The 22,593-nt window shown below is 54.6% G+C and carries 22 protein-coding genes; 17 read left to right on the top strand and 5 right to left on the bottom strand.

Annotation, left to right across the window (positions count from 1 at the left end; genetic code table 11):
- Positions 1–43 precede the first annotated feature (43 nt).
- A complete protein-coding gene (locus tag WYS_RS13205) occupies positions 44–382 on the bottom strand; it encodes a hypothetical protein (RefSeq protein ID WP_019178652.1) in 339 nt (112 codons plus the stop codon).
- Positions 372–1,292 (bottom strand): ArsA family ATPase, encoded by a 921-nt coding sequence (locus tag WYS_RS13200; RefSeq protein ID WP_019178651.1) that lies wholly within the window; start codon positions 1,290–1,292, stop codon positions 372–374. Before WYS_RS13200 ends, WYS_RS13205 begins: the two co-directional genes overlap by 11 nt.
- Before the next feature lie 134 nt (positions 1,293–1,426).
- Between WYS_RS13200 and WYS_RS15470 the strand changes: the two genes are divergently transcribed.
- From WYS_RS15470 to WYS_RS13185, 3 genes are all read left to right on the top strand, one after another.
- Complete coding sequence (locus WYS_RS15470; RefSeq protein ID WP_019178650.1) at positions 1,427–2,926, top strand: phenylacetate--CoA ligase family protein; 1,500 nt, start codon at positions 1,427–1,429, stop codon at positions 2,924–2,926.
- A gap of 272 nt (positions 2,927–3,198) precedes the next feature.
- The gene (locus tag WYS_RS13190; protein ID WP_019178649.1) at positions 3,199–3,837 is read left to right on the top strand and encodes a cobalamin B12-binding domain-containing protein; all 639 of its coding nucleotides are present in this window, start codon (positions 3,199–3,201) and stop codon (positions 3,835–3,837) included.
- 235 nt (positions 3,838–4,072) lie between these two features.
- A complete protein-coding gene (locus WYS_RS13185; RefSeq protein WP_162137743.1) occupies positions 4,073–4,546 on the top strand; it encodes an Lrp/AsnC family transcriptional regulator in 474 nt (157 codons plus the stop codon).
- Positions 4,547–4,557: 11 nt separating this feature from the next.
- On the opposite strand, the gene WYS_RS13180 is transcribed toward WYS_RS13185, so the two are convergent.
- Positions 4,558–5,901 (bottom strand): radical SAM protein, encoded by a 1,344-nt coding sequence (locus WYS_RS13180; protein WP_081580006.1) that lies wholly within the window; start codon positions 5,899–5,901, stop codon positions 4,558–4,560.
- Positions 5,902–6,117: 216 nt separating this feature from the next.
- Here WYS_RS13180 and WYS_RS13175 point away from each other — a divergent pair, with 216 nt between their 5' ends.
- From WYS_RS13175 to WYS_RS13160, 4 genes are all read left to right on the top strand, one after another.
- A complete protein-coding gene (locus tag WYS_RS13175; RefSeq protein WP_081580005.1) occupies positions 6,118–7,233 on the top strand; it encodes a uroporphyrinogen decarboxylase family protein in 1,116 nt (371 codons plus the stop codon).
- A 9-nt stretch (positions 7,234–7,242) separates the two neighbouring features.
- Positions 7,243–7,683: a DUF7479 domain-containing protein gene (locus WYS_RS13170; protein ID WP_019178645.1), complete on the top strand. Its 441-nt coding sequence runs from the start codon at positions 7,243–7,245 to the stop codon at positions 7,681–7,683.
- Between the two features lie 127 nt (positions 7,684–7,810).
- Complete coding sequence (gene trsS, locus WYS_RS13165) at positions 7,811–9,193, top strand: radical SAM (seleno)protein TrsS (RefSeq protein WP_019178644.1); 1,383 nt, start codon at positions 7,811–7,813, stop codon at positions 9,191–9,193.
- A 232-nt stretch (positions 9,194–9,425) separates the two neighbouring features.
- Positions 9,426–11,189: a hypothetical protein gene (locus WYS_RS13160; protein ID WP_019178643.1), complete on the top strand. Its 1,764-nt coding sequence runs from the start codon at positions 9,426–9,428 to the stop codon at positions 11,187–11,189.
- Positions 11,190–11,622: 433 nt separating this feature from the next.
- Here the strand turns inward: WYS_RS13160 and WYS_RS15465 are convergent, their stop codons facing one another.
- Positions 11,623–11,928, bottom strand: coding sequence for a hypothetical protein (locus tag WYS_RS15465; RefSeq protein WP_147654225.1), 306 nt, complete (start codon positions 11,926–11,928; stop codon positions 11,623–11,625).
- A gap of 173 nt (positions 11,929–12,101) precedes the next feature.
- On the opposite strand from WYS_RS15465, the gene WYS_RS13150 reads away from it, so the two are divergent.
- The 3 genes from WYS_RS13150 to WYS_RS16570 all read left to right on the top strand — a co-directional run bounded on the left by WYS_RS13150 (position 12,102) and on the right by WYS_RS16570 (position 13,705).
- Positions 12,102–12,617 (top strand): redoxin domain-containing protein, encoded by a 516-nt coding sequence (locus WYS_RS13150; protein ID WP_019178641.1) that lies wholly within the window; start codon positions 12,102–12,104, stop codon positions 12,615–12,617.
- 386 nt (positions 12,618–13,003) lie between these two features.
- Positions 13,004–13,471 carry a bacterioferritin gene (gene bfr / locus WYS_RS13145; RefSeq protein ID WP_019178640.1) on the top strand — a complete coding sequence of 156 codons (468 nt, stop codon included), beginning with the start codon at positions 13,004–13,006 and terminating at the stop codon, positions 13,469–13,471.
- 102 nt (positions 13,472–13,573) lie between these two features.
- A complete protein-coding gene (locus WYS_RS16570; RefSeq protein WP_272898427.1) occupies positions 13,574–13,705 on the top strand; it encodes a hypothetical protein in 132 nt (43 codons plus the stop codon).
- Between the two features lie 14 nt (positions 13,706–13,719).
- Here WYS_RS16570 and WYS_RS13140 read toward each other — a convergent pair whose 3' ends face one another.
- Positions 13,720–14,226, bottom strand: coding sequence for an SRPBCC domain-containing protein (locus WYS_RS13140; protein WP_081580004.1), 507 nt, complete (start codon positions 14,224–14,226; stop codon positions 13,720–13,722).
- Between the two features lie 126 nt (positions 14,227–14,352).
- On the opposite strand from WYS_RS13140, the gene WYS_RS13135 reads away from it, so the two are divergent.
- The 7 genes from WYS_RS13135 (at position 14,353) to WYS_RS16185 (ending at position 22,587) form a co-directional block, all read left to right on the top strand.
- Positions 14,353–14,892: a methylated-DNA--[protein]-cysteine S-methyltransferase gene (locus WYS_RS13135; RefSeq protein WP_026069123.1), complete on the top strand. Its 540-nt coding sequence runs from the start codon at positions 14,353–14,355 to the stop codon at positions 14,890–14,892.
- Between the two features lie 391 nt (positions 14,893–15,283).
- Positions 15,284–16,252 (top strand): ketopantoate reductase family protein, encoded by a 969-nt coding sequence (locus WYS_RS13130; protein ID WP_019178637.1) that lies wholly within the window; start codon positions 15,284–15,286, stop codon positions 16,250–16,252.
- Positions 16,253–16,768: 516 nt separating this feature from the next.
- A complete protein-coding gene (locus tag WYS_RS15780) occupies positions 16,769–16,939 on the top strand; it encodes a CxxC-x17-CxxC domain-containing protein (protein ID WP_019178635.1) in 171 nt (56 codons plus the stop codon).
- Between the two features lie 472 nt (positions 16,940–17,411).
- Positions 17,412–18,731 (top strand): Eco57I restriction-modification methylase domain-containing protein, encoded by a 1,320-nt coding sequence (locus tag WYS_RS15460; protein WP_049796382.1) that lies wholly within the window; start codon positions 17,412–17,414, stop codon positions 18,729–18,731.
- A gap of 59 nt (positions 18,732–18,790) precedes the next feature.
- Positions 18,791–19,561, top strand: a complete 771-nt coding sequence (locus WYS_RS13110; RefSeq protein WP_019178633.1) for a hypothetical protein — start codon at positions 18,791–18,793, stop codon at positions 19,559–19,561.
- Positions 19,562–19,813: 252 nt separating this feature from the next.
- Positions 19,814–20,755 carry a TIR domain-containing protein gene (locus WYS_RS13105; protein ID WP_019178632.1) on the top strand — a complete coding sequence of 314 codons (942 nt, stop codon included), beginning with the start codon at positions 19,814–19,816 and terminating at the stop codon, positions 20,753–20,755.
- A 107-nt stretch (positions 20,756–20,862) separates the two neighbouring features.
- Positions 20,863–22,587, top strand: coding sequence for a hypothetical protein (locus WYS_RS16185; RefSeq protein ID WP_147654224.1), 1,725 nt, complete (start codon positions 20,863–20,865; stop codon positions 22,585–22,587).
- The last annotated feature ends 6 nt before the right edge of the window (positions 22,588–22,593 follow it).

The following is a 22,593-nucleotide window of genomic DNA, read 5'->3' as shown; positions in this document are numbered from 1 at the left end:
CATGGTTAACAGAGGTTTAAAAACAGCGACCAGCTCTCGATGGTCATATCCTCCCCTGCTCCGCCGCGACCTTGGACTTGCCTAGCTCCTCTTTCAACTTCTCCAAGGTGGGCACCCCGCCGTAGAGGGTCAACCGCTCGTTGATGAACAGTGCCGGGGACACCGCCTGTCCGTACTTCTTCATCAGCGGGAATATCCCCGCCATCCACTCGTAGCGGGAGGACATCTGGGCCTCGGTGGCGTGGACCAGCGATATGTCCGCCTCCATCTCCACGGCGGCGAGCGCCTCCCGCAGCCGCTCCGCATACTGCTGGTCGTACACCGCCAGGCGGGGGTTGCAGCAGGCGAACGATAGAATGGTCAGGCGGAGCCTAACGGCCATACAGAACGCCTCCGACCTTGCGAAGGGCGTCCAGCCCGTAGATGTCGCTGTCGAAGAGGGGGACCTCGGCGCGGGGGATGTCCCTGAACCTTGTCCCGATATCATTCAAGTACCTTTCCTGGGTCGCCCTCCTTCTCTCCAGGAACGCGTTGCCCCTGATGGCGTCCTGGGGGATTATCTCGTTGACGATGAGCGCGCGCACCCGGATGCCGAACCCGCCCAGATCGGTCACCGCCCTCTCCGTCTCATCGATGGGGAGCTTTTCCGGCAGCAGGACCAGGTTGAACGACGACGTGTCCGTGTCCGACAGGGCCTTCACCGCGGCGTCGTACCTTGCCTTCTCCTGCTTCAGGTCGTCGATCATCCCCTCATCGTACACGAACCCCAGCACCTCCGACAGCTCCCTCCGGCTCTCTATCTGGTTGGAGATGTACCCGGACCAGTCGAAGGGCATTGACAGCTCCCTCAGCGTATGTCCGGTGGGAGCGGTGTCAAACACCACCTTGTCGTGCTCGGTGTCCCCCATGAAGCTGACGAACTGGTCGAAGGCGGCGATCTCCTCGGTGCAGGGGGTGCTCAGCAGCTCCGAGCCGAACATGGTGGAGAAGCCGTCCATCATAGTGTTCATGCGGCTCTGGAACATTCCCAGGGCCTTGCGGGGATTGATGCTCAGTCCGCACAGGTTCCTCTCCGTCCCGATGGGGGTGATCTCCGTCTCCCCGACCTCCTGCGCGAAGATCGACGACAGGCTGACGGTCGGGTCGGTCGCCACCACCAAAGTATTGTATCCGTGGTCGGAGAGCCATACCGCGGTGGCCGCCGCCATGGTGGTCTTGCCGACCCCGCCCTTTCCTCCGAAGAAGAGGAACTTCTTAGTCCTTACCAGTTCATCAAGACCGGGTCCCTGCATGTTCTACCTCTGCTGTAGTAGAGCGGCATGGACGATTAATCCTTGCCCCCGTTGTTGCATTTGCTCTCTTCGATTGTTAAGGACGCTTACGTCCATGGGATATCCTTTTCTGATATGTTCTCATTTATGGGGCGATGCAGCTGCTGGACAATGTCAAGATGGCGGTGGCCCGGCGCAAGCTGTCCTCCCGCAAGATCGAAGGGAGCGACGACGCGCTGGAGATATGGATACACAACAAGATCCGTGCGGAGTTCAAGGGGTCCAAGGAGTTCCGCGAGGCCATCGGGAGGGACGAGCTGGGCGAGATCAAGAACCAGGACGTTACAGAGTACCAGCTGCACAAGCTCCGCAAGATGCTAGAGTACGTGAGCGAGAACTCCTACCATTATCGCAAGGTGCTCAATGACGCTGGCATCAGGCCTTCGGACATCAGGACGATCAAGGACATGGGGAAGATCCCCGTCACCGACCCCTCGGAGCTGGCTGCCGAACCGTTCCAGTTCCTCTGCGCATCGCAGAGCAAGGTCATGCGGGCCTTCACCACCTCAGGAACGTCAGGGACCAGGAAGCGGCTGTTCTATACCAGGAACGATGTGCTGAACATCATCGACTCCATCGCCGCCGCCCTGAAGGCGCAGGGGATGACCGACGGCGATACCTTGCAGATCATGTTCCCCGCGGTGGCCGCCTGGGACCCCAGCCTCATGCTCGACGGGGCCTGCAAGATCGCCGGCTTCAGCTCCGTGGTGGCAAGCACGGCGGACGTGGACGAGCAGGTAAAGCTCATGAAGGAGAACCACACCACCATGATGATCGGGCTGACCTCCTTCATCTACCGCATCAGCGTCCTGGCCAAGGACAAGCACGACCTGCGCTCGATGGGGATAAAGGCGATCATCTGTTCCGCCGAGCCGCTGCCGGAGGCTATGCGCAGGGAGCTCATCTCCATCTGGGGGTGCAAGGTCGTCGCGCAGTACGGCATGACCGAGATGGGGCTGGCCAGCTCGATAGAGTGCGGGGCGTACGACGGCCTCCACGTCAACAACGCCGACTTCATCGTGGAGGTGGTGGACCCCGCCACCGGGAAGCAACTGGGAGAAAGAGAGGAGGGGGAGATGCTGTGGACGTCCCTGTCCATGGAGGGCACGCCCCTCATCCGCTACCGCACCAGGGACCTGAGCTGCATCATCGAGCCGCCGTGCAAATGCGGGTTCGGGACCGGCATCAAGATCGGCAAGATAATGGGCCGCATGGACGCCCAGACCAAGATAGGGTACGGCCAGAAGATCTACCCGCTGCTGTTCGACGAGGTGGTCCTGGCGGTCCCGGGAGTGCTGAGCTACGATCTGGTGCTGGACCGCGACGACTATCGCGACATACTCACCTTCCGGGTCGAGTTCAAGGGGGACAAGGAAGAGGGAAGGAAGAAGATCATCGCGGGGCTGGAGGGACTGGACGAGATCAAGGACGCCCGGCAGAACGACCTCATCGCTCCCCTGATGGTGGAGATGCTCGACGTGGGATGCGCCCCCTTCGAGCCCAAGCACCAGCCCATCATCGATCGGAGAGAGCAGTACGACGCGGACCGGTCCCCTGGCGAAAGGGCGGAGAGGCCGGCCGCGGCCTCGAACTGAGGCGCGCGGCGGAAGGACCGGCGATGAACAGGCGGGCCAGGGCCCGTCCTATCGCGTTTTTTACAAAATCGAGACATTCATGTAACGATTGTTAATAATAAATCCATGGCTTAACTAATGTTAATAACTATAGTTAATCGAAAAATAGCTGTGCCAGACATTGACACGCATCTCAACTAAACGTATGTTAAAACAGTACATCCGTGCGATGATTTATTAACCACCCGGATTGTTGAATTGCTAACAATAAATAATTAGGAGGATTCAATAAAATGTCGGATGACTTAGCCAAGAAAATAATGGACGTTGTGATCGGCGGGAAGATCAAGGAAGCAAAGCCCTTGGCGGAACAGGCGCTCGCCGCGGGAATGGACCCCCGCGAGATCATCTTCAACTACCTGAGCAGCGCCATGGCGACCGTCGGCCAGAAGTACGAGACCCGTCAGTACTTCCTGCCCCAGGTCCTGATGGCCGCCCAGACCATGTACCAGGTCCTGGACGTAGTGCTCCCGCAGCTGAAGGTCGACACCAACGCCGCCCAGCCCGGAAAGGTCGTTCTCAGCGTCATCGAGGGCGATGTCCACGACATCGGCAAGAACATCGTGAAGGCCATGCTGACCGGCGCCGGCCTCACCATCTACGACCTCGGCAAGGACGTGCCAATTAAGAAGATCATCGAGAAGGCCAAGGCCGAGAACGCCCAGATCATCGCCACCTCCACCCTAATGACCCCCACCCTGCCGGGCATGAAGGAGATCGAGAGGCAGCTGGCGGAGGAGAACCTGAAGGGGAAGGTGAAGACCATCATCGGCGGAGGCGCCACCTCGAAGGAGTTCGCCGACCAGATCGGAACGGCCTGGGCTCCCGACGCTGTCGAGTCCGTCAAGACCATCAGCGCACTTCTGAAGTAAGCTGACTCTGGCACACCCTAAATCCTTTCCTTTTCCTCCTTTTTTTCTCCAAACAGGGGTCTAGCGGCCCTCTTGATCGATCTTTTTCATCCGCATCGTCCTGGCCGCGCCGTCATTTAACTATTGACAAGTCTGGATATACCGACAATGATTAATAATGAATGAAATATGAGGTGTTCACGCAACGATATCGCCATATGTCAGAAAAAACCGCAACATCGTTGCAGGCATGAGCATGGACGAAATAGACCTGCGCATTCTAAAGATACTGAGGGACAACTCCCGGGAGAGCCTCGGCAACATCGCCAAGGAGCTGGGGGTGTCCAAGGCCACCATAAGCCGCAGGCTGGCCAAGATGGACGCCGACGGCTACATCTCGGGGTACACCATCGTCCTGAACCCCTCGAGGGTCGGGCTGATGAGGGGGATCATATCCCTCCAGGTGGCCGGCTCGGCGCTGAACTCGGTGATCGAGGAGCTGAGAAAAAGCCCCGAGATCGTGACGGTGGCGCGCGCCTTCGGGGACCACGCCCTGGTATGCGATGTCTACACCAGCAGCGTGGACGCACTCTACGGCCTCATCCAGGAGCGCATCCTGAAGATCCCCAACGTGCACAACGTGGAAGTGGACATCCTCATAGACAGCACTCCCATCAACCCGGACGCTCCCATGGACATCATAAGGTCCCGGCTGGCCCCGCCGAAGTGAGGGCGCGACCCTCACACGGTCGGCTCTCGTTCCTGAAGGTCCAGCCCGTCGATGCGCAGGGGCCGCTGCTCTTTCTTCTCCCCGCCGCCATGCCCGCGGGCGCCGGCGCCCGAGGCCTCGTCCATCCTGGTCAGGGTGGCCATGGCGATCTTCTTGGTGGCGTGGCTCCCGTACGACATGGCCCTGTCGGTGAGCGCAACCCCGTCGCCCGTCTTCTCCATGAGCCTCAGCAGCCGCAGCGCCCAGATGTAGCCGGTGACCTTGCGGTCCTCGGCCGACAGCGCCTTGATCTCCTGCCCTGACAGCTTGCCGTTGTACAGGCAGCGGGCGAACTTGGCGATGGAATAGCCCTTGACCTCAGAGTAGGCGTGCAGGGGAAGGACGCCCTTCTCCAGCTTGGACTCGTACTCGACCACGCCCGAGCAGTTCAGGGTGAACTTGTTGTTCACCATCCCCCAGGCCCGCGGGCCTATCCCCACGAAGTTGCTGTGCTCGTAGGGCCCCTCGTACTCCTCCGGCCTCTGGGAGAAGCTCCACAGGGTGCGGAGCTTGTACCCGTGGTCCCTCAGGAACGACACGATGGCGAGGTACTGGTCCTTCTCCGCTCGGGGGTCCTGGACCCACCCGCCGCTTTTCCCGCTCATCATGTCCATGGTCATGGGCGTGTACGGGAGGAGCATCAGCGGGTACACCGAGATGCCGTGGACGCCCAGTTCGCCGGCGGTCTTCAGGTCATCAAGTATCGAGCTCGTGGTCTGGCCCCGCAAAGAGAACATGAGGTCGATGTTGACGTAGTCGAACCCCGCGTCCATCACCGTCCTGAGGCTCTTCTCCAGCTTCTCTCTCTTCATCGCCCGGTTCAGGCTCGCCAGCATCCCTTCGTCGAACGTCTGCACCCCTACGCTGATCTGGTCGACCCCGGCGTCCCGGAGGTTCCTCACCACATCCGGGCTGAGATCGGTGGGCGAGGCTTCGATGGCCACCTTCCCCCGGGAGCCGAAGCGCTCCCCCACCATATCTACCAAGGTCCCGATCTCCCGGTGCATCAGGGACGGGGTCCCGCCGCTGACGTACACCCTGTCCACCTTGGGCCTCCCCAGGCTCTCGGCGTAAAGCTCGAGCTCGCGATCCACGCTGCGTAGGAACATCTGGGCGGCCTCGAGGCTGTACCGGTCGCCGGGCACCGCGCAGTAAGCGCACTTGAGGGCGCAGAACGGCACCCTGACGTTGAGGCCGACCCTCTCGACCTTGGTGTCCACAACACTGCTGGCATCGGTCACTTCGGAGAAAGAAATACTGGAGGCCACCTTGTCGGCCAGCCTGTCCACAAATCTCATCGTGAGGTCTAATGGCATGTTCTAACCTCTGATTTGCCCCGCTCATCGGCGCATTTCATATTTTACTCGATGGTACGGAATCAGATGGAACGGGCGATCGAGAGGCAATTTTACCCAAAAATGTGCAACAATGTTGCACATTAACAATATAAAGAACCTCTTATGCAACATTGTTACATAATTTCGCGACAAATGATTAAATAGGCGCAAATTCGGTGCCCTTTCAGGGATTCAATGGGCTACGAAGATTTGTTTCCGCCATACGACATGGAGTGGCACGGCAAAGCCACTAAGCGTTTTGCCAGCCCTTTTGTGGATAACCCACAAGATAGAATAGACGTCGACCCGATCATGCTGTCGCACGCCGCGGTATCATGTGGGTACACGATCAGGGACTTCTACGAGAAGCCGGAACTGGGCATACACTGCCTGGCATACATATACCAGCTGTACGACCTGCTGTCGGTGTCGCACTGGTTCTACTCGACCCCCTGGCTAAAGGAGTTCGGGTGCAATCTGATCCAGAAGGACACTTTGCCGCCAATCGTAGAGAAGCCTATCATCAGCGACCCCAGCGAAGTCGACAAGCTGGAGGTACCGTCCGAGGAGGACCTCAGGAAGGGGGTGACGTACCCGCAGTACCAGAGGCTGTACTCGTACGTCCAGAAGAACCTCCCCCAGACCTTTGTGCCGATCTCCTACGCCTTCGACCCGGTCGGCGAGGCCGCAGAAATGGTCGGCGTGGAGAACTTCGTCATGTGGACCTTCATGGAGCCGGACGCGGCCCACAAGCTGGTGGAGAAGTTCACCGACTGCGCCGCCAACGGCGCGCTGTGCACCGCCAAGGACTACGGCATGGCCATGCTCGTGGTCGGCTCGGTCCTTGCCAACAACGATATCTTCTCCGACGAGGCTGTGCGCGACTACTCCGTGGCCAACATGAGGCGCTACGTGAACAAGGTGTTCAGGGGCGGCGGCGGCCCGCAGATATTCTATCACTGCTGCGGCAACCACGATACCTCCTACAAGGAGTTCCAGAACCTTATCTGGTCCCCCTTCACGGTGTTCCATATCGGATACAAGGGAAAGGATGTCTTCCCCACCGAGCTGCTCAAGAAGGACTATGGGAACAAGGCCACCATCATGGGCTCGGTCGACACTAAGCTGATGATCAACCCCAACCCCAAGGCCGTCTATGACCAGTCCAAGGAGTCCATCATCGCCGGACGCGACAGCCCCCGCGGCTACATCCTAGGCTGCGCTTGCGAATGCCCGCCCTACACGCACCCGGGCAACTTCCTGGCCATGACCCAGGCTGCCAAGGACTTCGGTACCTACGGGAAATGGTGAGGTGAGAACATGGACGCAACATTTACTGATGAAGTCAAGGAGCTGCTGGGAAAGAGGGGCCTGAAGGAGGCGGACATCGCTGATGTCGTGAAGAACAACGGCGGGCGGATGCTCACCAACAACGGCAAGAACCTCGCCAAGAAGCGCGTGGGGGACGTGACCGTTTACGCCCTGTTCGACGACAAGGGAAAGGTCGAGTCGGCCTACTCCCACCGGATGCAGCTGAACGACATCGTGAAGACTACCGACGAGCCGGAGATGTCCGAGTGGACCTGCAAGCACTGCAACGAGCAGGCGCAGCAGGGCACCGCCAACATGACCTATATGGGCATCACCAGGTCCGGGCCCGCCATCGTCTGCCCGAAGTGCGGCGACTCATGGGTCGAGGAGTACCTCGCCACCAAGACCATCGCTGCCGCCGAAGGTCTGTTCGAGAAGAAGAAGGCATAAAATCACTTAGGCCGCGGGAGCGGCCGCTCTTATCTTATTTCTTTGCTTGTTGTGGGCGAGGCCACTTCGGGCAGAGCGCTCGATGATATAGCTTCATCACATTTATAGCAACGATCCGGTGGAACACATGGAAGAGAAGATTGGCGAAACGGAGAGCCTGTGCCCGGAATGTTTGAAGGTCATTCCGGCAATGAAGATCGCCGAGAACGATAACATCTACCTGGAGAAGACCTGCCCCGAGCACGGTCATTTCAAGGTGCTCATCTGGCGCGGGGTCGAGGACTACAAGTCGCTCAAGCAGTACGCCTGCGTCCCCTCCAAGCCGGAGAAGGTGGCGGTGAAGGGCAAGGTGCGCTGCCCGCTGGACTGCGGACTGTGCGAAGAGCATTCGCAGCACACCTGCCTGGTGGTCCTGGAGGTCACCGGCGACTGCAACCTCAAGTGCCCCATATGCTTCGCCAGCGCTTCTGAGGGGCCCAGGTACAACCCCTCCATGGAGCAGATCGAGGGCATGTACCGGACCGCTCTGGAGCATGTTCACCATCCCATCTGCATACAGCTGAGCGGCGGCGAGCCCACCGTCCGCGAGGACCTGCCGGACATCGTCCGCCTGGGCAAGAGCATGGGCATCGACTACATCGAAGTGAACACCAACGGGGTGCGGTTCGCCCAGGACATCGAGTTCCTCCGGAGGTGCAAGGAGGCCGGCGTCGACTCGCTGTACTTCTCGTTCGACGGGCTGACCGCCGAGGTGTACCGGAAGACCTGCGGACGGGACCTGCTGTCCCTCAAGGTCCAGGCCATAGAGAACTGCAAGGAGGTGGGCATGGGCGTCACCCTGGTCACGGTGGTATCGCCGGATATCAACATGGACCAGATCGGGGAGATCATCAACTTCGCCAAGAGGAACGTGCCCACCGTAAAGGGCATACACTTCCAGCCCCTCGCGTACTTCGGCCGCTATCCCATCATACCGACCGACGCGAACAGGACGGTGCTGCCAGACCTCCTCAAGGAGATAGAGAGGCAGACCAACCGCGAGCTCACCGTGGACAATTTCATACCGACGTCATGCACCAACGTCCACTGCGACGTGAAGTCAATGTCGGTAATCATGGAGGACGGCTCCCTCTTCCCCCTGACGCACCGCGCCATGGGGCCGCCCAAGGACACCTGCTGCGTCGCGGCGAAAACGAGGCAGGAGATCAGCGACCTGTGGAGGTACATCGACGAGAGCGTGGGAGGCGACACGAAGGAGGAGAAGGGGACCTGGGACGAGTTCATCCAGAGGGCCAAGACCTCCTACCTGACGATATCGTCGATGCCGTTCCAGGACGTGTGGAACGTGGAGACGGAGCGGCTGAGGGGCTGCTGCATCCACGCCGTGACCCCTGACGGCAAGCTGATCCCGTTCTGCCTGTACAACATCAACAGCGTGCACGGGAACACCCTGTACCGCCAGGAGGTCCTGAGAAAGTACGGCATCCCCCGGGCCGCCTCCAGCGGCTGATCTTGGAGAGTTCCCGATATCATCTGGGGAATTATGTTGCTCGGCGCCTCCTGCGAACGGCCATGCCCTCATCGTTAATGTGCCAGGGTGCGGCCATTGGTCGGCTGCAGGGCGCCCTCCGCCGATCCCGATACCCCGCGAGATGCTGGCAATGAGATAGATTTATATATTTGACATAAACTATCCCGCGATTCATAATTACGTTTGTAAATATAGTTTAGAAGGTAGAAAAATGCAAAAAATAAAATTATTGCCATTGATATTATCGCTTTTGCTGATCGTTGGGATCGTCCCGGCGACCGTTTCCGCAGATGACCCGGGTGAGCTATGGGTGAACGGCGTGAACATCATAGCCGCGCAGGACAACATCGTGGCCTGCGGACCGGGAACGGCCACTTATGACGCAGGAACAAAAACGCTTACCCTGAATGGCGCGACCATTGGCACCGGCCATAACGGCGTAGGCATTTCGGCCGATGGCCATTTTGCGGACCATGAGATCACCATAGTGATTATCGGGGCGAACTCCATCGTCAATGGTGCGACCCCTGAGATATCCAGCGGGATCTACACCATGGGACTGCTTTCCATCAAAGGTCCCGGCAGCATTAGCATCGATGTCAAAGAACGGGAGGGCTCCGGTGTGCTCGGGATCTACGGCTTCAAGGGCTGCAATATTTCCGATGCGACCGTTTCCTTAACGGCAGGGGCCGCTACCACAGGGTTTTCTGTAGCCATTGATTCCAACGGGGTGGACGGATATTTCAAATGCAGCAATGCCACCATCAGTACGTCTGGATATGTCAATAACATCAACGTGCCGAGCGGGCACGTCGATATCGATGACAGCAGGATCATGATAGCAAATGGTGTAAGGGGAATAAATGGCGGCACCGAAATTGATGGCTTCAAAATCAAGAACAGCGAGATCAGCTGTTCCGTATCCGGGGAGTTGTCAGATTCCCCGGTAGCTATAGCCAATGGGTACAATATCCTGATCAACAGCTCCAAACTGACATTATCGAGCACATCATCGAACGCTATTTTCACAGGGGCTTCGCTGATCATCGAAAACTGTTCCGGGATCGACGCCACCGGCTTTTATCCCGCCCTATATGGCGAAATCTCCATTTCCATCAACAATAGCAAAGTGAAGGCCGTCAGTACGGGAGATTCTGCGATCTTTACCCGCGGTGCGCTTGCAATAACCGGCGGGTCTGACATCAACGCGACCGCGAGATGGTGCGGCATGCAATCACATGGCGCCATGACCATCAGCGACAGCTGTGTGGAAGCGGTAAGCACCGAGGACATCGGTATCTTCTCCAGAGATTCCATAGGCATCGATGGAAGCAAGGTGCATGCAAAAGGCGGCGAAAGCTTCGCGGCAATGGCGGCAAGGATGGTGCGAAGCGCCGATGAAGCGGCCGGGTCCATCATTTCGTACGATGGCCTTGTGGAGCTGAATGGCGGCAAGACCGCTTTCGGCGACTGGTTCCAGCATAGCAGCAGTGGCGAGACCAGAAGCTGGACGTCCCTGATCCCGGAGGATGCGACAGGGCTTGAGGTAAATGAGACCGGTGCGATGACCAACGCGCTAAATGAAATATGGCTGGGGGAGAACCTCTGTGCGTTCGGTCATCATTACGATGAGGACTTTACCGTGGACGTGCCGGCCACCTGTACAACGGACGGCTCCAAGTCCAAGCATTGCTCTCACTGCGACGCAAGGACGGAAGAGACCGTCATTCCGGCAACCGGGCATACCGCGAGCGACTGGATCGTTGACAAGGAGGCCACTTATGAAGAAGCGGGATCGCGCCACAAAGAATGCACTGTCTGCGGGGCGGTCTTGGAAACGGAAACTATCGCAAAGCTTGTAAAGGCGGACGACTCCCAGCCGGATGACGGCAGCGCCTATTGGATCGGGGCGTTGCTGTGCGGGATAGCGGCGGTAGGCGTGGTCGCGTTCATCATTTTCAGAAGAAAGGGATGATGCCGATACGAACTAGCCGTGTTCGAACAAACCCCTCGCACGGATGCGGGGGGCCTTTTCTTTCATTTTCATGGGCTCAGATATGACCAGGGTCCGCGTCCTCCAGAGACTGCGTGAAGGGTCTGATCCAGCTGGCTGCAAAAGGAAAGAGGGACGCCGGGCCTGCCGATCGGGCGCAGAGGACCGGAGCGTTCGCATCGGCAGATATCAGGCGAACAGTTGCAGCATTGGTGAAGCTCTACCGATCTAGAAGCCGATGATGCAGAGCCTGCGAGGGCTCACCCACAGATACAGGCGATCGAGATCGATAGCTTCAGGGCACCATGCAATTGACTCTAGATAGCATAGATGCCCGCCAACAATATGAGAGAAGAAGGAGGCCCAGTTTCACACTGGCCTTGTAGTCTCCTAGGGAACGGGGCGGGGGCCCGGCCTACCGGGTCCCCTTCTTGCCCACGCTTCTGTTGTAGTTGCCCACGATGTTGTTCATGTATACGGACAGCTCTCTCTCCCTCTCCTTGCCGTTGACCAGGGTACCGCTGATGGGGAACTCGTGGTCGCACCGCAAGCATCTCGCCAGGTTGCAGCCGAACGCGCCCTTCTTGCATCCCCGGCAGGCGATCGCCCTGGACTGGAAAAGGCTGAACTCTAGCCCGCAATGGGGGCACGTCATCTTCTGAGTAGTCTTCATGAGGTTGGGAGTGACCCCGATCCTCTGCATTTCCGGCGTTAGTACCATCTGATCCCTCCAGGCTGTCCATTTTCGATTGCCTATCCCCCTAATAAGGTTTTGTCAGAATAGTACTGCGAACAGATCGGAGCGGCCCGCTGCCTGGGGAATCCAGTGTATCGATTGTTAACGCTCCTACATGCGCGGATAACCTATTTCTATGGTCCGATGCGGTCGGCGAAATGGACCAGAGGGTCGTGGACAGGATGATACCGTTACCCGTAGGCTCACCGGCCCCCGATTTCGTCTTGATCGAACCGACCGGGCGCCGCGCCCTCATGAGCGAGATGATGGGGCGGAAGGGGATACTCCTGGTATTCTATCCCTCCGACTGGGGCCTGGTGTGCCACTGGCAGATGGTGGCCCTCCGGGACATGCAGTCCGATCTCGAGGAGGCGGGCTACACGCTCATGGGCGTCAGCTTCAACGACCTCGTGTCCCATGGACTGTGGGCCGAGAGGCTGAAGCTCCGCTTCCCCCTGATGAGCGATCGAGATCTGGCGGTCACCAAGGCCTACGGCGTCTATGACGACAACGAGGAGAGCTACAACAAGGGCCGCCCCCTGCGTGGGCTCTTCATGGTGAGCAGGGAGATGATCATCACCTGGTCGTGGGTCACCGAGAACCTCTGGATAGAGCCCGACTACGACGGTCTCCTGAGGATCGCCAGGGAGTCGAGCGAGCCTGGCCCTGGGTGAGCTGATTTTTTCAAGGACGATCTCGACCGGGCTGCGCAGGTGAACCCGAGATCGAGCTGGAGGATGCGCCGTATCGCGAGGGGGCGCAGGCAAAGTGCACCGAGCGGGCCAAGAGGTACGGGAACGACGTCACTGCCATGCCCTCCGGTCCCGGCAGCGTCATCAAGAGCGCAACATGCTGAACGATCACTTCGAGGGATGCAAGTACAGTGCTCAGCACATGAAGCCGGGATGCGCAGGCCGACGATATCAGAAGAATTCCTATGAATTCCATATTTGAATCATGTCATAATAATGGGGATTTTTCGTGAAGCGCCGTGAAAAAGTCGTAAAGTTTATAGGCCGAAATATAGTTATTCGCCCTTAGAAATAGAGGAGCCAACACCATGAAGGGAGACCCAAAGCTGATCGACACCTTGAATTCCTTGCTCGCTGACGAGCTGACCGCGATCAACCAGTACATCGTCCACGCGGAGATGTGCGAGGACTGGGGCTTCGGCAAGTTGCACCACAGCTTTGAAAAGCGGGCTATCGACGAGATGAAGCACGCTGAGAAGCTTATCGGAAGGATCCTCTTCCTCGAGGGCACGCCCATCGTGACCAAGCTGAGGGACATACACATCGGCAGCGAGGTTCCCAAGCAGGTGGAGAACGACCGCGTTTCCGAGATGGGCGCGATCAAGGCCTACAATGAGGCCATCATACTCGCGGGCGAGCTGAAGGATTACGCCACCCGGGACATCCTTGTGCAGATCCTCAACGACGAGGACCGCCACATGGACGAGATCGAGGAGCTGCAGGACCAGATGGAGCACATGACGATCCCCGTCTTCCTGTCGACCCAGGTGGAATAAGCGCATTCCCGCGTTCCCGATCTGAACTGACGCCGAGCCTGTCGGATGGATCGGGGACGCGCGACTTCTTTAATCCCCCGGCGCGACAGGGGATTTTCTCTATTGAAAACTGCTCTACCGGTCAAACCGGTGCCGGGGCGGATGTTCCTGTCGGGCCTCATCGTGGGCGCCTGCGTCCTGCTGTTCGGCCTGCTCAGCCGGTCGTCACCGATGCGGATACTTTGTTTGTCCTGAACTTCCTGGCAGCACTAATCGCGGTGCAGGCCTTTAGCCTCAACTCTCCGCTTGAGCGCCTGGTTCATCTGGTAGTATCCTTTCTCCGTATCCTTGATCATGCGGGTCATGAAGAGAGTCATGGGTCCCCGGAACCTCTCCCGCTGCCGGAAGCGCGTTCCTCCTCCGGGCAGCGACTCGAGAAGGAAGGCATGGTCACCACGGTACATCACCCAAAGGAAGCTCCCGCCCCAAATGATCTCTTCGCAGGGCCGCACGACGAAGACCTCGGGCTTGAACTCCATGGGCTTCCTTCCGGGAGGGACGACCTTGATGAGGATGCGCTCTCCGACCACAAGAGATCCATCGACCGACGGGATGAAGGGATTCCATTCCCTCCACGAGGGGAAGTCAAGGAGCACCTCCCACACTTGCTGAGGCGGCGCTTCGATATCAATATAGGTCTCTAGAACGCGCGACAGAAAGGCCGAGGATAAGCTTCCACCGAAATTGTCGTTGGATGTGGTTTGCTCTGAGGGCATTGTTTCCACATGCTCGTTCCTCAATATGTGCCTGGTGCATGCCCCTAGATCCGTTGTAGCCCTTGGAGATAGAAACCCTTTTAGCCTAGAGCGCGCTAAAAAGCACAGACAAAATAAGGGGCCAATATGTATTATTCAACAACTTACCCATCACCCATAGGCACAATTACGCTTGCATGTGATGGCAACAATCTTGTCGGATTATGGCTTGAAGGACAAAGATATCATGGGAAGACCATGCCTGAAGAAATAGTAGAGAAAAACGACATGCCGATATTTGACGCCGCAAAAAGATGGCTGGACAGGTATTTTGCAGGCGAGAGACCCACTATTTCTGAATTGCCGTTAGCCCCCAGGGGCAGCGAATTTCGTCAAGGGGTATGGGACATTTTATGCGAGATACCGTATGGCGAGGTCATCACCTACGGCGACATCGCAAAAAAGATGGCCGTAAAAATGAACAAAAAGAGAATGTCCAGCCAAGCAGTGGGTGGGGCTGTTGGACATAATCCTATCTCCATTATAATCCCATGTCACCGGGTGGTGGGGTCAAACGGCAGCCTGACCGGTTATGGTGGGGGCATTGGAACGAAAATAAAATTGCTTGAGCTGGAGCGTGTCGACATGTCCTCTTTATTTGTGCCTAAGAAGGGTACTGCGCTCTAAGCCTGAGCAGACAGAAGGGGTGATGTTTCTCACATCATCGGGGACGTGCGAGTGCCCGAGCTGGCGCCCTAGATCCCGATCGGAGGAGAATTGCATCGGGCATCAAACTTTTTTTCGGCTCCTAGTTCGGAGAACATTCGTTCAAATGTGTAGATCAGAAGTAGTCTGGACGCTATTGGATTGTAAGATAGTGCCCCTTGAGAGATTTTGTCCAACGCCTTCCTATGGCTCGTATCGTGAGCTGCCTACGGACAGTAACACATTTTTCTTATTCGATGGACTCAGCCGGTGACCGCCCATCTAGTTAACAAATCCACAAAGGGCATTATGCCGCAAGTAGTTGGGTATCAGCAGCGACTAGGACCTTAGGAGAACAGGAGGGGGAAATCAAGTGAAAATTCTCATTTATGGAGCGGGGGTCATAGGCAGCATCTTTGCTGCAAAGCTCAGCCTTTCGGGTCAGGATATAACGGTTCTAGCCCGAGGAAAGCGCCTACAGGAAATAAGGGATGCGGGAATCGTGCTCCGTAGCCCAGAAACACGTAAGGAAGAGGTTGTACGGGTAAAGACCATCGAGAGCCTCCCTCCCGGCGAAAAATATGACTATATCCTCCTCGCGATGCAAAGGACACAGGTAGATGCAGTTCTGGAACACCTGTCTCAGAATAGCACCGAAAACATCGTGTTCATCGTCAACACCGCCGCAGGCTATGACGAGTGGAAAAACGCTGTCGGCACGGAACGCCTGTTGATCGGCTTCCCCTCCGCGGGCGGGGAACGAAACGACGGTGTCGTCAGCTATTTCATTGGCAGGGGCCTGGTGAGGATGTTCCAGACGACAACCTTCGGTGAGATCTCCGGAGAAAGGACTGGGAGGGTTGATGACCTTATCGAGATTTTCAACCTCGCGGGCATTCCATCCGTGTTCTGTTCTGATATGGACGCATGGCAGAAAACGCATGTATCTTTAGTCACGTGCATAGCAAACGCGCTGTATGGCCATGACTGCGACAACAGGAAACTTGCCGCCTCCTGGAGCGATGTTGAGGAGATGGTGCTCGGCATCAAAGAAGGGTTTATCGTGCTAAGAAAGCTCGGTATCCGACCGACACCGAGGAAACTGATTTTTTTCAGGCTTCCCACTTGTGTTCTGACGGCATTTTTCAAGATAATCATGGGCACTAAGATCGCGGAGATCACTATGGCAAAGCACTGCATGGTGGCGAAAACGGAGATGATCGCCCTACAGGGTGAATTTGACCAGCTTATAGAAAAGAGCGGAGTGAAAACACCACATATCGATCTCTTGAGAAGTAATCTGGCAAAGCCGACCCCAGGGGAAAAAGCATCACACAAGTAAGAAAGCCTGTTGCGGGATCATCGGTTTATGAGGCGTGGAATGAACGGACGTAACGAAAGGGCAGCGCATCAAGAAGGCTATAGCCGGAGCCATACTCAATTGGCCTTTTGAACTTGCTCAAGCTACAACGAAGGCACGTTGATACGCCGGCGTCAACGCGTCGTTCAATATGGCGATGGTTGTACCCCTCGCAGAGGAATACGACGTTGCTCGATTTCAGCAAGACGGGGGGATTGTTGCAAGGGCCGCATTGATATGCCAAGAGGCTTCGGCATAAACGATGGCAACCTTAGAATCCTACGAACAAGAGCGGGAGTGTCAAATCCCCAGATGCGAGCTTTTTAGCATCATCTTAACTCGGGCCTCATAAGGGAAAGATGCAAAAGGGCAGAAACGCGCGTTGAGCATAATTTGCTGATTCAAAGCGCCAATTTATATACATGAGCGACCTGAGTGGCCTGTCGCAAGGATTCGTAAGGATTTTTGAGATAATATCAAAACAGTAGGTAATTAGTAATGTACGGAAACAAGAGAGAAGGCGGCTACAGCCGCGAACCGCGCGAAATGCATGACGTAAAGTGCTCCGACTGTGGAGCCCAGACCCAGGTACCTTTCAAGCCGACCGAGGGAAGGCCGGTATACTGCAGGGACTGCTTCCAGAAGCACAAGCCCAGGGACAGGTTCTAAACCTGTCCTTTTTTTTCTTTTTCTAGTGATCTGAGTGTTTAAACTCTTCATTTAGATAGTCTGTATAGATGATCAAGCATCTGGTCAGAGTGAACTCACTTGCCACATATGATGTTGGAATGTTCGAACCAATATCATCGTGCCGGAGTTCAGCTCGATTTTTCGATAAGGGAGCGAATGGTACGTTAGGGGTAATCTAAAGGTTATTGAATTAAAATGAAAGTCAGGCATTTAGGTGATTGGGCTGATGTTCGGAAGATGGGAGGTAACGCGCCCAATTAACAAACAGACGACATTATGCGAGCGTTCTATCGCTCAGATTTTCAGCGACCCCTCAGAAACCCTAATTAATGGCCTCGACCATGAAGAAACTGAGCTCAGCATTCCAAAACAAGATGAGGATGCTGGCCAGTGCTCACCAGGTGTTGCCGTGAAAGGCTTTTTCCCTACCCCGGAGAAGACGGTCGACCAAATGGTCGAATCCTTATTCGCTGGACGCATTCCATGCGCCGAAAGCACCGTTCTGGACCCCGGGTGCGGCGAGGGAGCGTTCATAGGGGGCATCATCAGGTGGTGCGAGAGGAACGACGTCCCCAACCCGCGCATCTCAGGGGTGGACTCCGATCCCCGCCGCGTCGAGGCGGCGAAGAAGCGCTACGGGCACTGCCCGGGCGTCAGGATCGCGCTGCGCGACTTCCTGATGGAAGAGAACGAGCGATACGACTATATCATCGGCAACCCCCCGTATGTGCCGATCACTCAACTGTCCGAATCGGAGAAGGCTGCGTACCGGGGCAAGTACCGCACCGCCATCCAGCGCTTCGACCTGTACCTCCTGTTCTTCGAGGAGGCATTGAACAATCTCAACAAGGGCGGCCGGCTGGTTTTCATCACCCCCGAGAAGTTCATCTATGTCGACACCGCCGCCCCTCTGCGAAAGATCCTGACCAAGATGAACGTCGAGGAGCTCCGCATGGTCTCAGAGGAGACCTTCGGCGACTTGGTGGCGTACCCAACGATTTCGACGGTGACAAAAAGTGAGAATGAGCACCACACCCGGGTCGTTCACCGCGACGGGTCTGAGCGCACCGTTGACCTTCCGTCAGATGGCGGTTCCTGGCTGCCCGTCATGAACGGTCATTTCCATCATGTATCAGCTGCTGTCCTTGCAGATGTATGCGTGAGGATCAGCTGCGGTGTGGCTACGGGAGCGGATTCCATCTATGTACTGGAAACATCGCACCTTCCCGACGAACTCACCGGGTTCGCCCATCCCACGGTGGCGGGGAGGCAGATCGATTCCCGCAAGGGCACCATGACCCTCCAGGATTGCATGCTTGTTCCCTATGAGCGGAGTGGCAAGCTGATGAAAGAGACCGAGCTAGGCGCCCTCAAGGCATACCTGAAGGAGCCGGAGAGGCAGAATCGCTTGAAGGCCCGCACCTGTGTCAAGAGGAGGGCTTGGTACGCATTCCATGAGAACCCTCCTATGACCGAACTACTCCAGCCCAAGATCCTGTGCAAGGACATCGGCGAGGTGCCTACATTCGTCATTGACCGCAAGGGCGACCTGATACCGCGACACACGGTCTATTACATCATCCCTAAGGACCCCAGCAAGATGGAGGAGCTAACCAGTTACCTCAACGGACCGGTCGCTCGGGAGTGGCTCACGGCGAATTGCCAGCGGGCCGCCAACGGGTTCCTCAGGGTGCAAAGTCAGGTCCTCAAGAAGTTGCCTGTCCCCGCCGAGCTCGCGCCTAAATCTGAGGGCAATGGTGGATTCTTTTGAATTTATTACCCAACGCCAATCTTTTTAGTGTTTTATCCTAATCACCCAGAGGAACCGGGATGACGACACCTTTCGACGAAGCCATCGAGTGGATAAAGACTGAAGGTTATCACAATCATCGCAAGGACGCTCATTCCAATATCGTCAGCAATGGGATTTTCAGGGACCTCCAAGCCCGCTGTCCTCGCCTGAAAGAGGACGTCGAGACTGGAAAGGTCCAATGCTGGTTGAACATCCCCGCTCCCGGGGGACGCCACCGGGAGATAGACATGTTCATCGGCGAGCCGGACGCCTCTGGAAAGCCGGACCTGGCCCGGGCTCGAATCTGTGTGGAGAACAAGTCCGTCCTCACGGCACATCGTAATGTGGATGCTAGATACGATGATCTCGATGAAACAGTCAAAGCAATCCAGAGCGCCAGTCGTGAGGCGATATGCTGCGCGACTGTACTCGTGGGGGTCGCCGGCAGGTACCTCAATATCCCTGATGGTGTCAAAAAGGTCGCCGGTGAGGTTGTCTTCGAATCCTCCATACGTTCCAGACTCTCCAAGGGCGACGGGAGGCTATGGGACGAGTTCCACCATGCTGTCAGCACTAACAGGGTCAAGGACCCTGAGAGGACCATCAAGAAGTTCAGGGGCCTTCCTGTTCGCAGTCCTGGCGATGCTAAGGACATCGGATATGATTTCATAATCCTGGTACCGGTCTCTGTAGACAATGTGAATCCACCCGAGCTGCCGAGACCGAATAGCCTGGGGATTGACGTGGACGCCGAATATGATGCCATGCTGAACAGACTATCGGCGGAATACGATAGCAGGTGGTCTTGATTCTTTTTTTCTAGACAATAAATAACCTAGCAAAGATAATTTAGAGATGCGGATATTTAATAGGCATAAAAACCGATGCGTTTTTTAATGCCCTCTGAGAAGATAGCGAAAAAAGATAAAGAAAAAGGGTGGGAAACGGCCTGCAGAAATAACCATTCCTAGAGAGACCTTAGAGAAGGCCCTCAGGGTGGCAAAAGCTATAGATGAATCAAACGCTGGTCGCCCATTCGATATTATGCTAAGGCAATAGACATGACGCCCCAGAGTGGTGCATTTAGGCAACTATTGTCATCCTCCATAAGATATGGTCTCACAAATGGGTCCGAGAAAGCTGAAAAAGTATCGCTTACTGAATTAGGTGCTTCGATCGTAGCGCCTACAAAGGAGGGCGAAGTAAAGTCATGCCAATACAAGGCATTAACAACTCCTGTAATCTTCAATAAAATTTTAACGTTTTACGACTCCAAGAAAATCCCGTCCGAGAACATCTTAAAAAATACACTCAGACGTGAATTTGGAATAATACCTGAGGATGTTGATGCCTGCTATAAGGTCCTCATGACCAACATCAAGTATTTAGGATTAATAGAATCCATAAAAGGATCAGATTACTTGCAACTTAAAAAGATAAAAGAAGTGGTCGACGACGAAGTTGAATCACCTTCATCTGAGGGTGACCTAGAGGATTGTGGAGAATCTAATAGAATCGAGGTAACAGATGAGTCAGAATGTAAGGTTAATCCAATTACTACCAAACCGAAGCAGATATTTGTTGCACACGGGAAGAACAAGAAACCTCTTGAACAACTGAAATCAATTCTATCACAATTTAAGGTTCCTTACAAAGTAGCTGTCGACGAGCCGCATAATGGCAGACCAATCAGTGATAAAGTAGCCCAGTTGATGAAAGAATGTAGCTCAGGAATTTTTATTTTTACTGCAGATGAAGAAACAACGGGTTCCCAAAACATCAAGGTACTAAGGCCAAGTGACAATGTAGTATTTGAGTTGGGGGCTGGAATCGTTTTATATTCAGATAAAATTGTTATTCTGAGGGAAGAGGGAGTTTCTTTCGGTAGTGACTTTACAGGATATGGCTACATTACTTTCGAAAAAGATAAGCTGGACGCAAAGGCATTTGAATTGATGAAGGAATTGATAAGTCTTGGATTCCTCCAAGTTACTCCCACTTAGTCTGATGTGCCAATTTGCATATTGGGGCCCATCATGGGTATATCGAAGAACACATTTCCAAGAACAACAAGCCAGTAAAAGAGTCAGAATACGGGAGTGTCCAATCGGTGCGTTCTGAAGAAGTAATCAAGGTTTTAAATGATATTGGTGAAGAGCCAAAGGGAGATTCAAAGAAAACGGAACAATGGGAAAAGCTAGACGACATCTATCTGTTTTTATCTAAATCGATGGCAGGAGATATTCCAGTTTACGTGAATGGGCAATTTGGCGATACTTCAGCTTTCATCTATCCAATTTTGGTCCCTAGAACCAGCATTATAAATGATTATGTAAAAGAGATTAACCAATGGAATTTTGATTGCAACCATAGTTGGGGGTATGGTTTTCAAGCTGATCCTGAACGTCACGTAACCATTTTTCCGCCACTATGGCATACTGGAAGTACAATACTAAACGGTGGGGAACCATTAGTGTTCCATCGTCATTTTGAGGGGCATGTGAAAAATTCCTATATCGAATTACATCAAAAATTTGCGCAGCTCCTCGAAATACATTGGATAGAAAGGAGGCAGGCGTATTGCAGATTCGACGAGAATGGAGAATATGAAAATTCTTTTAGCATCATTGAGAAGCCAAATCAGTGGTGTTGCACTTTAAAAAAGGAAGATTTAGAGTTTATTTTATTCTTGACAGACTGTGTCCTTATCCGAGTGTTTGCTTTTTCAAGGGCAAGGGATATATACAATTTTCCCCCCGATGGCCAAGTGGAGGAACACCAACTAAATGATGACGCAAGGGGGATATTTGGGCATACTAAGATAAAACGCGACTCTGCCAATGCATTTATAAGATCATGGCTTCGAGGATTTCAGATAATCCACATTACTGAATCAATTGATAAACTAACCGCAATGGCTAATGGAGATAGAGCATTTCAGAGGCAATATGCGACATTCATAGCGGATGATTTTAAGCATAGGAGGGTGCATGAAATTTCATGCAATCCGGATGAACTCGATAGTAATCACGTCGACACAGGAAAGCCGTTTGCTACCTCACCAGCTTTTTTTAGACCTGAGGTATTGTCGAAGTATCAACAGAATCCCGACAAGTACCATTTAGGATTGGACTCAATCCAATGTAGGGGCGCATGGTATCTAAGAAGGTATGATGTGAACGAGCAGGGACAAGTAAACGCATTGCTTTGTGATTTAGCTGTTTTGCCGTACAATGAACAATTATACTGGAAATCCGCAAATGAGGCACCAAACGGAACAATATCTGAGCGCTCGCTCACTCAGGATTTCCAAGGGGAATTTTTTCATGGGTATGACCCCTTACATTCTCTCATCCAAATCCTTAATAAATTTCCATTGGCTAGAATCGGTGGGCATGAAGTACCGATATGGAAATTTCATGGTGAAATCGCAAACCGAAAGACAAGTCGATTGAGCTATGTTGTCACTGATTCATCAAAAGAATGGACTTACCAGATTATCGAACTCGCTACAATCCTAAATGACGGCCTATGCATGGACTCAATAACACGAATAAGTAAAGAGCTGAATGTATATGATAAGGAGCTTCGCTCAATTAAGGCTTTAGAAAAATGTCTCGAAACAAGGAAAATTGATGAATCACAAATACGACTGATTATCGACCCACTTTATTCGCTACAAAGAATGAGAAATAAACAATCCGCTCATGGCGAGGAGAAAGCACCAGATGGCAACCTATGTGATTTATATAAAAAGATACTGGAAGATTGTGATAAAGCTATGCGTGCTCTAGCTAATATTATTAATCAAGGCTCTTTAAATATCCTAAATTAGCACAAC

The organism is Methanomassiliicoccus luminyensis B10, assembly GCF_000308215.1.
In the GTDB taxonomy this organism is placed as follows: Archaea; Thermoplasmatota; Thermoplasmata; order Methanomassiliicoccales; family Methanomassiliicoccaceae; genus Methanomassiliicoccus; species Methanomassiliicoccus luminyensis.
Note: the sequence above shows the minus strand (reverse complement) of the source record. Positions and strands in the feature narration are given on the sequence as shown.